The organism is Mucilaginibacter sp. P1_A3, from assembly GCF_056406855.1.
The window spans coordinates 372,460-387,163 of record NZ_JBFTZJ010000002.1 but is presented as its reverse complement, the minus strand read 5'-3'; the positions used below and the strand labels follow the sequence as shown (position 1 = coordinate 387,163).

16 protein-coding genes are annotated in these 14,704 nt (G+C 40.7%); 5 read left to right on the top strand and 11 right to left on the bottom strand.

The window, feature by feature from the left end; genetic code table 11:
• Positions 1-13 precede the first annotated feature (13 nt).
• The 5 genes from bioB to ribD all read right to left on the bottom strand — a co-directional run bounded on the left by bioB (position 14) and on the right by ribD (position 5,630).
• Complete coding sequence (gene bioB, locus AC1D0K_RS05770) at positions 14-1,015, bottom strand: biotin synthase BioB (protein WP_477391599.1); 1,002 nt, start codon at positions 1,013-1,015, stop codon at positions 14-16.
• Positions 1,016-1,180: 165 nt separating this feature from the next.
• A complete protein-coding gene (gene mgtE / locus AC1D0K_RS05765; RefSeq protein WP_295711711.1) occupies positions 1,181-2,536 on the bottom strand; it encodes a magnesium transporter in 1,356 nt (451 codons plus the stop codon).
• 305 nt (positions 2,537-2,841) lie between these two features.
• Positions 2,842-3,456 (bottom strand): IMPACT family protein, encoded by a 615-nt coding sequence (locus tag AC1D0K_RS05760; RefSeq protein WP_477391598.1) that lies wholly within the window; start codon positions 3,454-3,456, stop codon positions 2,842-2,844.
• A gap of 64 nt (positions 3,457-3,520) precedes the next feature.
• Positions 3,521-4,399 (bottom strand): EamA family transporter, encoded by an 879-nt coding sequence (locus AC1D0K_RS05755; protein WP_477391597.1) that lies wholly within the window; start codon positions 4,397-4,399, stop codon positions 3,521-3,523.
• A gap of 184 nt (positions 4,400-4,583) precedes the next feature.
• On the bottom strand, positions 4,584-5,630 hold the full coding sequence (gene ribD / locus AC1D0K_RS05750) for a bifunctional diaminohydroxyphosphoribosylaminopyrimidine deaminase/5-amino-6-(5-phosphoribosylamino)uracil reductase RibD (protein WP_477391596.1): 1,047 nt from the start codon (positions 5,628-5,630) through the stop codon (positions 4,584-4,586).
• Positions 5,631-5,663: 33 nt separating this feature from the next.
• On the opposite strand from ribD, the gene prmC reads away from it, so the two are divergent.
• Positions 5,664-6,539, top strand: a complete 876-nt coding sequence (prmC, locus tag AC1D0K_RS05745; RefSeq protein ID WP_477391595.1) for a peptide chain release factor N(5)-glutamine methyltransferase — start codon at positions 5,664-5,666, stop codon at positions 6,537-6,539.
• A gap of 153 nt (positions 6,540-6,692) precedes the next feature.
• Here prmC and xerD read toward each other — a convergent pair whose 3' ends face one another.
• Entirely contained in the window at positions 6,693-7,592 is a 900-nt protein-coding gene (gene xerD / locus AC1D0K_RS05740; RefSeq protein WP_477391594.1) for a site-specific tyrosine recombinase XerD, read from the bottom strand.
• A gap of 40 nt (positions 7,593-7,632) precedes the next feature.
• On the opposite strand from xerD, the gene aroQ reads away from it, so the two are divergent.
• Positions 7,633-8,049 carry a type II 3-dehydroquinate dehydratase gene (gene aroQ, locus AC1D0K_RS05735; RefSeq protein ID WP_477391593.1) on the top strand — a complete coding sequence of 139 codons (417 nt, stop codon included), beginning with the start codon at positions 7,633-7,635 and terminating at the stop codon, positions 8,047-8,049.
• Between the two features lie 46 nt (positions 8,050-8,095).
• Here the strand turns inward: aroQ and AC1D0K_RS05730 are convergent, their stop codons facing one another.
• Together AC1D0K_RS05730 and AC1D0K_RS05725 are read right to left on the bottom strand one after the other, a co-directional pair.
• Complete coding sequence (locus AC1D0K_RS05730; RefSeq protein ID WP_477391592.1) at positions 8,096-9,148, bottom strand: glycosyltransferase family 2 protein; 1,053 nt, start codon at positions 9,146-9,148, stop codon at positions 8,096-8,098.
• Entirely contained in the window at positions 9,145-10,029 is an 885-nt protein-coding gene (locus tag AC1D0K_RS05725; protein WP_477391591.1) for a lysophospholipid acyltransferase family protein, read from the bottom strand. The genes AC1D0K_RS05730 and AC1D0K_RS05725 overlap by 4 nt, the downstream gene beginning before the upstream one ends.
• A 35-nt stretch (positions 10,030-10,064) precedes the next feature.
• Here AC1D0K_RS05725 and AC1D0K_RS05720 point away from each other — a divergent pair, with 35 nt between their 5' ends.
• Both AC1D0K_RS05720 and corA read left to right on the top strand, forming a co-directional pair.
• On the top strand, positions 10,065-10,682 hold the full coding sequence (locus tag AC1D0K_RS05720; RefSeq protein ID WP_477463017.1) for a WbqC family protein: 618 nt from the start codon (positions 10,065-10,067) through the stop codon (positions 10,680-10,682).
• Positions 10,683-11,807 carry a magnesium/cobalt transporter CorA gene (gene corA, locus AC1D0K_RS05715; RefSeq protein WP_295711694.1) on the top strand — a complete coding sequence of 375 codons (1,125 nt, stop codon included), beginning with the start codon at positions 10,683-10,685 and terminating at the stop codon, positions 11,805-11,807.
• A gap of 155 nt (positions 11,808-11,962) precedes the next feature.
• On the opposite strand, the gene msrA is transcribed toward corA, so the two are convergent.
• Together msrA and AC1D0K_RS05705 are read right to left on the bottom strand one after the other, a co-directional pair.
• Entirely contained in the window at positions 11,963-12,619 is a 657-nt protein-coding gene (gene msrA / locus AC1D0K_RS05710; RefSeq protein WP_477391589.1) for a peptide-methionine (S)-S-oxide reductase MsrA, read from the bottom strand.
• A gap of 80 nt (positions 12,620-12,699) precedes the next feature.
• The gene (locus AC1D0K_RS05705; RefSeq protein ID WP_295711692.1) at positions 12,700-12,963 is read right to left on the bottom strand and encodes a DUF3820 family protein; all 264 of its coding nucleotides are present in this window, start codon (positions 12,961-12,963) and stop codon (positions 12,700-12,702) included.
• Between the two features lie 129 nt (positions 12,964-13,092).
• On the opposite strand from AC1D0K_RS05705, the gene AC1D0K_RS05700 reads away from it, so the two are divergent.
• Positions 13,093-13,329 (top strand): hypothetical protein, encoded by a 237-nt coding sequence (locus tag AC1D0K_RS05700; protein WP_477391588.1) that lies wholly within the window; start codon positions 13,093-13,095, stop codon positions 13,327-13,329.
• A 74-nt stretch (positions 13,330-13,403) separates the two neighbouring features.
• Here the strand turns inward: AC1D0K_RS05700 and AC1D0K_RS05695 are convergent, their stop codons facing one another.
• The gene (locus AC1D0K_RS05695) at positions 13,404-14,693 is read right to left on the bottom strand and encodes an MFS transporter (RefSeq protein ID WP_477441555.1); all 1,290 of its coding nucleotides are present in this window, start codon (positions 14,691-14,693) and stop codon (positions 13,404-13,406) included.
• Between the last annotated feature and the right edge of the window lie 11 nt (positions 14,694-14,704).

Genomic DNA, 14,704 nt, shown 5'->3' with positions numbered 1-14,704 from the left:
TTAAAACAGCAGGTTAACCTGCTGTTTCCATTTCTTTAACTTCATTAGGACGACCGTTTTTGAATGCCTTGCGCGGCGATAAGCCCAGCAGCTCAAACATTGCCATATCGGTATCAAAAGACGGGTTTGGCGTAGTCAGTAACTTCTCGCCTGCAAAAATTGAATTAGCACCAGCCATAAAACAAAACGCTTGTTCAACCACGCTCATTTCTGTACGGCCGGCAGATAAACGCACTACCGTTTTAGGCATAATAATGCGGGTAGTAGCTATCATCCTAACCATATCCCAAACAGATACCCTGGGCTGATCGGCCAGAGGGGTTCCCTGTACAGGAACCAAAGCGTTGATTGGCACTGATTCCGGGTGCTTTGGCAAGTTTGATAAGGTTTTCAGCATCGAGATGCGGTCTTCAACCGTTTCGCCTAAGCCAATGATACCTCCACTACATACAGTGATCTTTGCTTTGCGAACATGTTTCAATGTTTCTAAGCGGTCATCATAGGTACGGGTGGTTATAATACGTTTGTAATCCTCCTCAGATGTATCCAGATTATGATTGTAGGCGTACAGGCCTGCATCAGCCAAACGCTGAGCCTGGCTTTCTGTAAGCATACCCAGTGTACAGCAAACTTCCATATCAAGGCTATTAACGGCCTTTACCATATCAATCACTTTATCAAAATCACGATTGTCCCGCACTTCACGCCATGCTGCCCCCATACACAATCTTGAAGCACCGCCTGCTTTTGCCTTTTCGGCAGCCGCAATAACTTCATCCTTTGGCATTATCGCATGAACATCAACACCTGTATTATAACGGGCAGCCTGCGGGCAATAAGCGCAATCTTCAGAGCACCCTCCGGTTTTGATCGAGATCAGCGAACTGATCTGCACCTCGGCGTAGTCGGTATTTTCACGGTGAATACTTGCCGCTTTATAAACAAGGTCAAGTAACGGGGTATGGTATATTTCGGCTATTTGCTCTTTTGTCCAGTCGTTTCTTACTTCAGTCATAAGTTTTAATTTAATATCTCAATCTTATTGTTAGCTCGCACTAAGACGCAAAGATTCAAAGATTATTTACTATTCTGGTTATTTCTGTTTTATTTTATCGCAAAGGTGCTTAGATGCAGCGCTTTAAAAATTATTTACAGTCCGCCCTTTTGTTTTTGGGCAATATCAATGCTTCAACAAAAGCTTGGTTGCAAGATAAAGCGGCAGCAAAAATCCCGCGCAATCTGTAAAAGTAGTTATGATGATAGATGATGCAACTGCCGGGTCAATCCCTACCCTTTTTAACACAAGCGGAATTGATGCGCCTGTAATGCCAGCTATAATTAAGTTCCCTGTCATCGCTAAAAACAAAACCAGGCCCAGCATGGGGTTAGCATCATAGAACAAAGCAATGCAAAAAACTACAAGTCCGTTAGCCGCGCCGTTGAGCATGCCTACTAAAAACTCTTTTATAACAGTATTATATGCCTGGCTATCGGTAAGGTTACTTAATGAAATACGCCTCACGGTTACCGCGAGGGCCTGTGTGGCGGCATTACCACCCATACCTGCAATAATGGTCATATAGGCTGCAATACCCTTTACCTGCGATACAGTATCATCAAAATGACGAATTACGGAAGCCGCCAAATATGCAGTGGCTAAATTAATAACCAGCCAAGGCAGGCGGCTCTTAACAGCATCTTTCCAGTTACCGCTCAGTTCTTCATCTTCAGATACACCGGAGATCTTTAAGATATCCTCGGTATTTTCCTGCTCCATTACGTCGATAATATCATCAACCGTAACCCGACCCAGCAGTTTCATGTTATCGTCAACAACCGGTATGGTGGTTAGGTTATATTGGGATATCAAGCGGGCAACTTCTTCCTGGTCAAGATCCGCCTTTACATAAACAGGATCGCGCCTTACCAGGTCTTTTACTTTTACATCGGCGTGAGCCTTAATTACATCTTTTATGGATAATATTCCTTTCAGGATATCAAAATCATCGACAACGTAAATGGTGTAAAACTCTTCCATTTCTTCAGATTGACGGATGATCTCGTCCAACGCTGCCTTTTTATCAAGGTTGATGTTCACCTTAATAATATCGGAGTTCATCAAACCACCAGCCGTATCCTCGTCATAACTTAACAAGGCGCGAATGCTGCTTGCATCTTCCTGGTCAATATCCTTTAATATTTCGTGTTGCTGATCTTTATCAAGCTGAGAAATAATATCGGTGGCATCGTCATAGTCCAGTTCCTCCACAATCTCGGATCTTTTCTCGGGATGCAGGTTAATGAGTAGTTCTTCGGGGTGATGCTCCTCATCCATTTCCGAAATTACTTCTGAGGCGACGTCGGTTGGCAGGATATTGATAATGCGTTCTTTTGCTTCCTGCGGAAGTTGCTCAAACAGCAAGGCAATCTCCGAAGCGTGATAATCTTGCAAAACAGCCTCTAAATCAGCATCATCGCCTTCAAGGGCGGTTTTAATGCGGAGGAGATCGGTTTTATCTAATTCAAAAGATTGCATATGCGACTAAAATAAACATTTAAGCCACAAAACAGGAATTAAAAAGGTATTAATTGAGCGTTAAAATAAACACGACACTAACCAATTAGTAACAACATGAACATAGGTGCCAAATAGGTATTGGTGTGTGTTCCATTTACAAATGGGGAGGAATTAGTGGTTTTTTTTGGGATTTTTAACTTTTAACTCGCAATGAACTAACTATCAAAAACTTACAAGTTTAAATTCAAAATCATCTACGACATTACTTGACGTACTTCTACCATCTGCACTTTCCATGTTTCCTGAAACAGTATACATATCAATTAAAGACTAAAGTTAAACCGAAATTTTAGCCCGCCTACCTTGCCCAATTTGCCCAAGGTTTGTTCAACCTGTGTTTTGCGGATAGAAAGCTGCATGCTGCAATCATTATCAAATTGCTGCTCAAGCACAACCAGGTTATCATCCTTAATTATGCGCATTACATCATTCATTTGCAAATAATCAAATGTGATGGTATAAATATCATTTACTGTTTTTTGAATTATTACAGCCTGCTTCAGGGCCTCCTCGGTTGCAACCTTATAGGCATTAATTAAACCGGGAACACCTAACAAAGTACCACCAAAGTAGCGTACCACTACAACCAGGATATTGGTAAGATCTTTAGATAATAGCGTATTTAAAATTGGCCGGCCGGCCGTGCCAGATGGCTCGCCATCATCATTTACCCGGAATACCGACCTATCAATACTTAAGCGCACAGCCCAGCAATGATGATTAGCTTTAGGATGTTCGGCTTTTAGTTTAGCAACTATGCCTTTAATATCATTTTCTGAACTGATAGGGTATGCAAAGCCAAGGAACTTACTGCCCCTGTCGCGAAAAAGACTTTCAGTTGTTTTTTCTATAGTTTGATAAGTATCGTCAAAAAGCATTTTAGAAAACTAAAGGCAGAAGGCTTACAGCAAGAGCAATAATTTGCCTTCGTAATGTATATCATTAAATGTGCAGAAATCCCAACGTTTGCGGAAAGTATATAATTACAATAGCTAATACAGCTATTACGATACCTATTTTATTAAGCAGGCTTAGTTTTTCTTTAAATACCAGCATGCCAACCAAAGCACCAACAACAATAACGCCGATGTTCATTGCCGAAAATACTGACGAAGGATTATTTGCCAGTGCTTTATGCGCTTTTAAGTAAAATAGTATGTTACCAAAGTTAAACATACCCAATACCCAGCCTATAAAAATATGGGGCCAGGAGAAACGCATTTTTTTGGTAAAGACCTGGTACAACAACCCTATTAACGATAGTATAAACGCCAGGATAAATATGACAAAAATAGCCGTGGTAAACGGTACATTGTTAACCTTTGTTATCTGTTTTAACAATACATCAATAACTCCAAAGCCTAAAAACACAATAAGCAGGTAAAGCCAGGAGCCTTTCTCTGCTCTATTGCCGGCACCTTTTTGCCAGGGGATTGAGCATATAATAGCGATGAAAGCCAACGCAATACCAATTATTTTAACTGAGGTTGTTGCCTCGCCAAATAAAAGGAACGCTGCAATTATGGGAATGAATAAGGATAAACGTTGTGCAACATCTGTACGCACTATACCGGCCTTCCGTACCGAGGAGGCCATAATTACAAAAAGCAACGGAAATAATATCCCGAGCGCCAGGTAATTATAAATGGGCGCCTGCTGCAGGTTTGATAAAGATGGTCTAAAAAATATCCAGGTAAGCAATATAGCCATGGAGTAATTCCAGGTGATTGCCTGGAAAACATCGATATGATAACGCTTGGCCAGCTTTAGCATAACCGACACAATAACACTGCAACAGATACTTAAAAAAACGTATAGCATTTTATATAATTGGCTTATTGAAAGAGGCAAGAATTAAGAGTCAAGAATCAAGATAAGAAACTAAAAATCAGATTACTTAAGCTAATACCTTAACTAATCCAGCTTTTTAGTTGATTTACTGTATGTCTTGTTTTCTTCCGTCTTGATTCTTGACTCTTAATTCTTGATTCTTCCGTCTCGATTCTTATTTATTATGGAGCACCTGCAAGCGGTCGTCTCCAATAACAGACTCATCCGCAATTATACCGGTTATTTGCGGTGATTTTATACCTTTTGTTAAAACAGTTTTCCCGGTAAAAATACGGGCCTCATCCCAAAGTCCGGCGTCAATAAATGTTTGCAGCGTATGCGCGCCCCCTTCAATTATTACAGATTGAATATCCTGCAGGTATAACTGGTACAAAATATATTGCGGTACATACCGATCAAAATCCTCCAAGGCAATGAACCTGTTTTTTCCATCTACGTTGAACTCAACTTCATTAAAAATGAATGTTTCAACCGATTGATCAAATACATTTGACTGTTTATTTAACTCCAGCCGCCTGTCAATCACCACCCGTTTGGGCGACCGCCCTTCCCAGTAACGTACATTCAACTGCGGATTGTCAATGGCAACAGTGTTCTTGCCTACCAGTATGGCATCTTCCTCGCTACGCCATTTGTGTACCAGCTTGCGCGATTCCAGACCGGTTATCCAAAGCTGACTGCTATCATCCGGCGCAAAATAACCATCACTGGTTTGTGCCCATTTCAGAATGATATACGGCCGGTGCTTTTGCACCTTGGTAAAAAAACGGCGGTTAAGCCATTGGCATTCTGTTTCTAATACCCCGGTAATCACTTCAATACCGGCAGCTTTAAGCTTTTCAATACCCTTGCCATCAACCTGCGCAAATGGATCGCGGGTACCAACCACAACCAAAGGAATTTGATGCTTGATGATCAAATCGGCACAGGGCGGTGTTTTACCGTAATGCGCACATGGCTCCAAAGAAACATAAATTACAGACTGCCTTAATAGCTCAGCCGGGTTATCAAACTTACTGGTAACCTGTGCAATAGCATTAACTTCGGCATGTACTTCACCATACTTTTGGTGGTAGCCCTCGCCTATTATTTTGCCATCATGAACAACAACGGCACCCACCATCGGGTTCGGACTAACCAGCCCTGCCCCCAATTCGGCAAGTTCCAGGCAACGCCGCATAAATTTTTCATGTTGAACCATGCTGCAAAAGTAGCTTTTATGTTACTTTGTTGTATGATTACTATCCAGGAAGTTTTTGAAGATTACAAAAAGCTGAACAATATATATAGCTCCAATGAAACCGAGGCACTTAGTTTATTGACTATCAGCGAAATAACACAAACATCAAAAGCAACAATCAAAGCTTTTCCTGAAAAAGTGCTTACTGCCGAACAGCTGGAAAGGCTGCAAAATATTTTAGCCGAACTGCTAACAGGCAAGCCTATCCAATATATTTTAGGTGTTACCGAATTTTATGGACTACCATTTAAAGTAAACCCCAGCGTACTGATCCCCCGCCCCGAAACAGAAGAATTGGTGGAATGGATTTTAAGCGAAACGCAAAAGGTGAAAAACAAAGGATTTTCGGGACGCATTATTGACATAGGTACCGGTAGCGGATGTATCGCTGTCACCTTAAAAAAGAATTTACCAGGCGCTGTTGTTTTTGCAATAGATATATCGGAGGATGCGTTACGTACCGCCGAAGACAATGCCGAACTCAATGAAACAGAAGTTAATTTCCTAAACCTGGATATCCTTAATTTTTTACCAGACAACACCATTCCAAAGTCCGATGTCATCGTCAGCAACCCTCCCTACGTTACCGAGGATGATAAAAAGCAGATGCATAACAACGTTACTGATTTTGAGCCGCATACAGCGCTGTTTGTACCCGAGAATGATCCGTTGATATTTTACAGGGCTATAGCTGATTTTGCTTTAGCTAATTTAAAACCGGACGGCTATTTATTCTTCGAGATCAATGAAAATCTGGGTAATGAAACGGTTGAACTCTTACAGCACAAAGGATTCAAAAAAATTGAGTTAAGGCAAGACATGAGTGGTAGAGATAGGATGATTAGCTCGCGGTTGACAGTTGACATATAGCAGTTGGCGGTGGGCTGTGTGTAATTTACAGTGGGCAATTTGCAGTTAATAATTGTAGCCAGTTTTAAGCGGTAGGCGCCAACTGTTACAAGCACACTGCTATCTGCAAACTGCCAAATGCCATCTGCCCACTGCAAACTGCTCACCGCCAACTCATGAACGCGGATGAAACTGGCTAATCGTACTCTTTAAATACTCCCTATCCAAATGGGTATAAATCTCTGTAGTAGTGATACTTTCATGGCCCAGCATTTCCTGCACGGCGCGCAGATCGGCTCCGCCTTCAACCAGGTGGGTAGCAAATGAATGGCGGAAAGTGTGCGGACTGATCGTTTTTTTCAATCCCACAACTTGCGCCAGGCTTTGGATCATCAAAAATATCATCTGGCGACTTAGCCTTGCTCCCCGTCGGTTTAAAAAAACAATGTCTTCCTCGCCTTTTTTTATAGGAATATGAACACGCAAACTCCCGGTATATATTTGGAGGGCGTTAATGGCTTCTGCTCCAATGGGTACTAAGCGTTCTTTATTTCCTTTACCTGTAACTTTTATAAATTCAATATCAAGATACAGGTTTGATAGTTTAAGCTCTGTAAGTTCAGATACCCGCAATCCGCTACCATATAAAGTCTCCAGTATGGCTTTGTTGCGGGGGCCTTCGGGCTTTGAAAGATCAATAGCTGCAATCAGCTTATTAATATCCTGGTAACTCAGCGTATCAGGCAGTTTACGCTGAATTTTGGGCGATTCCAATAATTCCGATGGATCATTTTTTATAATATCTTCCATCAGCATATATTTATAAAAAGCTTTGATGCCCGATAATATCCTGGCTTGGGAAGACGGGATCATGCCCAGCTCATTAACCCAGTTTATAAACTGGCGCAGATCGCCAAGTGTAATGCTTTCGGGCTTTAATTTAATTGCCTGTATTTCAGAAAACTGGTACAGTTTTTCTATATCCCGGCTATAAGCTTCAACGGAATTATCTGCCAGCGATTTCTCTAATTTCAAATACGCCTGGAAACCTTTAATTGCCGAATGCCAATCCAATTGATTTTACTTTTAATGTTTTATAGTTAAGTTTGAACCAATGAAGATACAAATTATTAACGGCCCCAATTTAAACCTGCTTGGCGTACGCGAAAAATCCATCTACGGTAACACCAACTTTGAAAGTTATCTTGAGGAACTGCGTACCCGTTATGCAAACATCACCATTAATTATTACCAAAGTAATGTTGAGGGCGAAATTATAAACAAACTCCACGAAATTGGTTTTGAATACGATGGGATCGTAATAAATGCCGGTGCCTACACCCACACATCTATTGCAATTGCCGATGCCATCGCGGCCATCAATACGCCCGTTATCGAGGTACATATCTCAAACGTTTACAAGCGCGAAGAATTCAGGCATCACTCCATGCTGGCGGCAAGCTGCAAAGGCGTCATTGCAGGTTTTGGCATGGACTCTTATAGGCTGGCTATTGAAAATTTAATTGGATAATAATTTTGCTGAAATTGAAAATTAAAAGACACCGAAACTGCCAATACTAAAGTAGATCGGCCTGCGGCAGATCGGTAAACTTGATTTTCTTTTTAACAAAAAACTGCCATACAATACTACCTCTGAAGGTACCTTTTAAGTTAGCGGTGAGTGGTGAATCGCCCAAAGTAATTTTTGACTTTTCACTTTTCGCTTTTGACTTAAATAGCCCTGCAAAAAAACTCTGGTGTGCCCTGCTTACCGCCCAAGCATCTCTGCGCTTACCTTCGGCTAAAAACCGCAGCAAAGCCAGCAGATCCATCCATATGCGCAGGCTAATCACCCAAAAGGCTCTCCAAAATGATAAGTTATTGCTAAGCAGCATTAAATTATTCCTGAAATTAAGGTAGGTTTTAAAAGGGTTTTCTACGTCTAATGTGCCTCCCCCAACGTGGTATACCGTTGATTGTGCACAGTACATCACTTTATAACCCATGTTTTTAAGGCGCCAGCATAGGTCTATTTCTTCCATGTGAGCAAAAAAGCGCTCATCAAAGCCACCTGCCAAATCCCAATATTTCTTTTTGATGAACAAAGAAGCGCCCGAGGCCCAAAACACCTCACCCGACAGTTCATATTGCCCATGATCCTTTTCAACTTCGTTAAATAGCCTTCCCCTGCAAAACGGGTATCCATAAGCATCTATAAAACCACCCGCAGCACCCGCATGCTCAAAAGTATCTTTCTGTGCATAAGCTAATAATTTTGGCGCTGCCGCGGCAATTAGCTCATCGCTTTCCATCAGGCTGATCACAGGCTCTATCCAGCCGGGTACTACTTCCACATCTGAGTTTAGCAGGATATAATAATCAGCATCAACCTGGGCCAAAATTCTGTTATAGCCCCCCGTAAATCCGTAATTTTTGTCGTTTTGAATAATGCTGACAGTTGGGTAATTCTCGCTCACAAAAGCTACAGAATCATCGGTAGAGGCATTATCGCCCATCACAATTTCAAGCCCTGGCCAGGTGGATGCCATAACTGAGGGAAGAAATTGCTTAAGGTATTTAGTACCGTTCCAGTTTAAAATTACTACGGCAACCTTTGGTTTATTAATCATCTATGTAAATCCTCCGGCCTGAATTTCCACCTTCGGTGCGACCATAGCCAATATTGTGGCTCCTTCCTGATCATGCCATCCAGGTATTGCACATGCATATCTGTAATCTCATGCTCGGCAGTTTGTTTGGGATTTTCAGTCAATGGAACTAATGTGTAAGTATAATAACCGCGTTTAACGCGTTTCATGTCATAAAAAACAACAGCGGCATCAATTGTTTTAGCTATTTTTTCGATACCTAAAAACACCGCTGTAGGTTGGTTTAAAAATTTGGCAAAATAAGTAACCTCGTGCATTACGGGTGTTTGGTCGCCAACCAGCACGCTTACCGTTAACTCTTTCCTATACTCTACCATTTTACGCAACGTTTGCTTCATAGCTACCGGCTGCCCCCCAAAACGCGAACGGATCTGGATAAAAAACTTATCAAAAATTGCATTCGACAAAGGTTTATAAACTATCATAAACCTTTTATCGGTAACAAAATTAAAATTAAGCGCCGCCATTTCCCAATTGCAATAATGGCCGGCTACTGCAATAATACTTTTACCTTTGGCAAAGTACTCATGCACCAGTTCGGCGTTTGTGGCTATCACCCTCTTCTGGATTTGTTTTTCAGATACAGTGATCATTTTAACCGTTTCAACAATCAAATCAGCCAGGTAGCGATAGTATTTACGCTCGATATCCTGGCGTTCTTTTGCCGACTTTTCTGGAAAAGCATTGGCCAGATTTTGTTGCACAACATTACGGCGATAATGTACGATGTAGAATATAACTACAAACAAAACATCAGATATGAGATACAAAAACCAAAAGGGCAATAACGATATCAGGTATAAAAATACTATACCTAACCTTAAAAGCCCTTTTTTTACCATTATTTTAACCAATTTTGAACACAAACATAAAATATATGATTGAAAAAGGTGCTGTATTGCCAATGTTTTATCTTCCGCCGGTTGAGTATTTTGTACAATTAAATACTTACAAGCCTGATATACTGATAGAAAGAGAAGAACATTTCMCTAAACAAACTTACCGTAACCGTGCCAATATTTACTCGCCCGAGGGTATCCTTACATTGGTGGTGCCGGTTGTAAAAGGTTCAAAAAAACATACAAAAGTTAAAGACGCTAAAATAAGTTATGATTTTGACTGGCAACGCCTTCATTGGCAAAGCCTTGGGGCCTGTTATCGCCGGTCGGCTTATTTTGAATATTATGAGGATGACCTGGCCGTGTTTTATGATAAAAAAAAGCAGATCCCTTATTTGTTTGATTATAATGAACAGCTTTTGCAACTGCTGCTTAAATTTATAAAAATAAAAACGGAAATAAAATATACCGACGAATACCATGCAGCGTATCCATCCCTTCCAGACTTCAGGGCATCAATCCACCCTAAAAAAGATGCAGAGTGGGAACAAAAACCTTACTTCCAGGTTTTTGAGGACAGAAAAGGGTTCCTGAAAAATCTGAGTATTGTTGATTTGCTTTTTAACCAGGGCCCACAAAGCTTAAATTATTTATAAATGGATAATCGTATTAAAAGAGTACGCTATAACGCCCGCAGGCGCAGCGGTAACGTAGGCGATAGTCCGGGCCTGATTGTGGTACCGGAAGGTGCCCTTACACCTCATATAGCTGTTTTTAGTTATAATAAAGATGAGCTGATCACATCTGAGGGTAAAGACATTAAGGTAATCCTCTCCCAGTTAAAAAAGTGTGATAACCATACACACTGGATAAAGATCAATGGCCTCGGCGATGCCCAACTGATAGAGCAGATAGGTGTTCATCTTAATATAAATCCTTTAGTGCTGGAAGATATTGCCAACATTCACCAGCGCCCAAAGTTTGATGAGTACGAAGATTACGTGTTTAGCACCAGTCGCATTGTACATTTTAACAGTGAGGATGAGCTGGTAAATCACCAGTTTTCATCTATTGTAAAGGATAACCTCATTATCAGCTTTGAAGAAGACCACAAAGAGTATTTTGAAGCAGTTAAAGCCCGCCTAAAAGCAGGTAAAGGAGCCATACGTACTGCAGGACCAAGTTACATGTGCTATGCGCTTACTGATACCATCATTGATACTTACTTTATTTTGCTTGCACAGATAGGCGACAAACTGGATAGCATAGAAGATAAGGTTTATAACGATGCCGATAAAAGCATCATGTTCAATTCTCAGCAAATTAAACGTACCCTGATCATTATACGCCGTGCAAGCTGGCCCGAGCGTGATAAGATCAATGATATGATCCGCTCAGAAAGTGTGCTGATCCCCCCCGAAGTAAAACTTTTTTTGCGCGATGCTTATGACCACTGCATCCAGGCGATGGACCTGATTGAAAATTACAAGGAGGTAACTTCCAGCATTATTGATCTTTACCTATCCATGGTGAGTAACCGGATGAACGAGATCATGAAGGTGCTAACTATCATCTCGGTTATATTTATTCCACTCACCTTTATCGCGGGTATTTACGGGATGAACTTTTCGAGGCAAGATGACAAAGGCCACGTTTTACCAGATAATATGCCCGAACTTTACTGGCATCACGGCTACATATATGCTATTGTCTTTATGTTTTTAATAGCGATTGTACAGGTTGTTGTATTTTGGAAAAAGGGGTGGTTTAATAAATTGTAATACAGTTTTGGGGTTTACACAAAAGCCCGACGGGCCGTTATTTTGCGGCACCCATATTTACCAGCTGTAATTCACGAATTGAGCATCCGCTATGCTTAAAACACAAAAAAGCCGTCTCAAATCAATGAAACGGCTTTTTCATTAGTGCCAAATCGTTATTTCTTAAACTCCGGCTTTAAATCGGCAGCCATTGCTTTCCTGAATTTCATTACTTTAGGTGTAGAAACCGATGCGATGTATGGCTGATCCAAATGGGTTTTATAATATCCCTGGTGATAATTTTCAGCGGCATAAAATACGGTGAAAGGTACAACCTGTGTAACTACAGGGTTGATGTAATGCTTTGACTCATTCACTTTTTTAATGGTGGCCTCCAAAATATTTTTTTCTTCAGGTGTTCTATAAAATGCAATTGAACGGTAATCGGTACCCTCATCAGGTCCCTGGCGGTTTAATGTAGTAGGATCATGGGCAAAGAAAAACGCCTCAGCCAGCTTAGCATAACTGATCACTTTTGGATCATAGTAGATCTGCACCGTTTCGGCATGGTTAGTAGTGGCCGTGCTAACTTCCTCATACGTTGGATTTTTTGTATTACCACCTGCATATCCGGATACCACTTTGTTAACGCCTTTCAGTTCAGACATAGCCTCGCCCATGCTCCAAAAACAGCCACCACCAAAAGTAGCAAGGGCTTCACCGGTTTTCGGTTTAGGGAGAGTTGCCATTGCGTTGCCACCCTGTTTTGGTTGACCGCTTACACAGCCAACAAATAAAAATACACCTGCGATATATAATATTAACTTGTTCATGATTATTATATTTTTAATTACTTAGACGTATATACGCAACAAGCCTTACAGCCGGATGGTCACCGTAAGGTAATCTTGAACTACTTGAGTTTAGGGCTGATACCTGATCCTTTCTGAAGCGATTTTCTGACCATAAACAGTATGTCACCCAGGCCGTTTGTTTTAATCTCAAAAACAGTTGACAACATCATACCTAGTTTATCTTTAGTAAAACCCTTGCCGGCCATCCATTCCAGGTAACTTATTGGTATATCGGCTATAATAGTGCCTTTATATTTACCGTAAGGCATAGGGGTTTGTACAATATCTATCAGTACTTTAGGATCGGGCTGTAAGTTTTCCACAGAAGCAAAGGTAAAGGAATTTTAGTCTTTTGTTTTAACTGATTACCAGGAATTAACTGTAAATCTTTTCAATCCAAAAGAGGGGCAAACACAAAGCATTGCCATGTGTTACCTTTAAAATTACAAACTATGGAACAGCAAATTGAAGCTACGCTAAGTGGCACCGATAGTGAAATTGATGGCATCTTACAATCTATTACATATGGCAACTTTACAAAAGCATATGAATTTAAATCTATCGACGGAACATTACACCTGATTATAGCTAAAGATAATGATGGCGAATGGATCAGGTTAACAGTTACCGAGCCGTACTTATCCAGCTGGATAGATGAACTGGCAGAACAGGTAAGTTCATTAAAATAGATTAGTATAAATTGATTCATTTGTTCTGGAGCTAAATTCTCCCGAACAAATGAATCAATGATCTTTAAACCCAATTATAAATTAACGGGTTTCATTTTAGGCGAAAGCAAATGCATGATAAACCAAGCCAGCAAGTAAGCACAACCGCATATCAGGAAAATGATATTATAGCCCGTTACCAGGTGCCCACTCTCTTTATAAAATTCTAATATATGCCCAACCAAAAACGGGAACAGTATACCACCTACCGAACCGGCCATACCACCAATACCTATTACAGAACTAAGTGCCCTTTTAGGGAACATATCAGATGCAGTGGTAAAAATATTAGCACTCCAGGCCTGGTGAGCAGCTGCAGCCAAGCTTATTAAAGCCACCGCTTGCCATACATTAGTGGCGTACATGGCCGATATAATAGGCACAACACACAACGCAAATATAAACATGGCTGTTTTGCGCGCTTTAAATACAGGCCATCCCTTCTTTATAAGATACGATGATAAATAACCACCACCAATACTACCTATTGACGTAGCAGTATAAACCAGGATTAAAGGAAGACTTGGTTTTTTAAGGTCGAGATTAAAAGTGCTTGAAAAATACGAGGGCAACCAAAACAGGAAAAACCACCATATAGGATCAGTTAAAAATTTACCAATCACAAAAGTCCACGTTTGTCTAATAGCAAAAAGCTGTATCCATTTTATCTTGCTTTCGTTTTCTGCTAATAAAGCTTCATCAGCATCACTGTTAATATATGCAACCTCTTCTGGAGTTACCTTTTTATGCTTTGCCGGAATTTCATAAAAAATCCACCAAAATATCAGCCACACAAAACCAATAGCGCCGGTTATTAAAAATGCCATCTGCCACCCATAAACACCCAATATCCAGGGCACCATTATAGGCGCAACTACTGCCCCAATATTAGCCCCTGAGTTAAATATGCCCGTTGCAAATGCCCGCTCCCTTTTTGGAAACCACTCTGCTACTACTTTAATTGCAGCCGGAAAATTACCCGATTCGCCTAAGCCCAAGGCGGCCCTAACCACCCCAAAACCAAATGTACTTGTAACAATGGCGTGAAGCATGGCCGAAATACTCCATACAATCAATGATATCGTGTAACCTAATTTGGTACCTATTTTATCAATAAAACCACCAAAAAGCAACAACCCTAAAGCATATGCGGTAGAAAATGCCATTACGATATAACCGTAATCGGTTTCTGTCCATTTAAACTGAATTTCAAGTACAGGTTTTAATAAGCCTATCACCTGCCTATCGAGGTAATTTATTGTTGTAGCAAAAAATAAAAGTGAAACTACAACCCATCTGTAGTTTCCAACTTTGGTTTCTCTCATTATAATTGGTT

What these genes read in the sequence shown, in the direction of transcription:
- bioB (WP_477391599.1), bottom strand. Translation starts at nt 1,015, where the DNA reads ATGACTGAAGTAAGAAACGACTGGACAAAAGAGCAAATAGCCGAAATA.
- mgtE (WP_295711711.1), bottom strand. Translation starts at nt 2,536, where the DNA reads ATGCAATCTTTTGAATTAGATAAAACCGATCTCCTCCGCATTAAAACC.
- AC1D0K_RS05760 (WP_477391598.1), bottom strand. Translation starts at nt 3,456, where the DNA reads ATGCTTTTTGACGATACTTATCAAACTATAGAAAAAACAACTGAAAGT.
- AC1D0K_RS05755 (WP_477391597.1), bottom strand. Translation starts at nt 4,399, where the DNA reads ATGCTATACGTTTTTTTAAGTATCTGTTGCAGTGTTATTGTGTCGGTT.
- ribD (WP_477391596.1), bottom strand. Translation starts at nt 5,630, where the DNA reads ATGGTTCAACATGAAAAATTTATGCGGCGTTGCCTGGAACTTGCCGAA.
- prmC (WP_477391595.1), top strand. Translation starts at nt 5,664, where the DNA reads ATGATTACTATCCAGGAAGTTTTTGAAGATTACAAAAAGCTGAACAAT.
- aroQ (WP_477391593.1), top strand. Translation starts at nt 7,633, where the DNA reads ATGAAGATACAAATTATTAACGGCCCCAATTTAAACCTGCTTGGCGTA.
- AC1D0K_RS05730 (WP_477391592.1), bottom strand. Translation starts at nt 9,148, where the DNA reads ATGATTAATAAACCAAAGGTTGCCGTAGTAATTTTAAACTGGAACGGT.
- AC1D0K_RS05725 (WP_477391591.1), bottom strand. Translation starts at nt 10,029, where the DNA reads ATGGTAAAAAAAGGGCTTTTAAGGTTAGGTATAGTATTTTTATACCTG.
- corA (WP_295711694.1), top strand. Translation starts at nt 10,683, where the DNA reads ATGGATAATCGTATTAAAAGAGTACGCTATAACGCCCGCAGGCGCAGC.
- msrA (WP_477391589.1), bottom strand. Translation starts at nt 12,619, where the DNA reads ATGAACAAGTTAATATTATATATCGCAGGTGTATTTTTATTTGTTGGC.
- AC1D0K_RS05700 (WP_477391588.1), top strand. Translation starts at nt 13,093, where the DNA reads ATGGAACAGCAAATTGAAGCTACGCTAAGTGGCACCGATAGTGAAATT.
- AC1D0K_RS05695 (WP_477441555.1), bottom strand. Translation starts at nt 14,693, where the DNA reads ATGAGAGAAACCAAAGTTGGAAACTACAGATGGGTTGTAGTTTCACTT.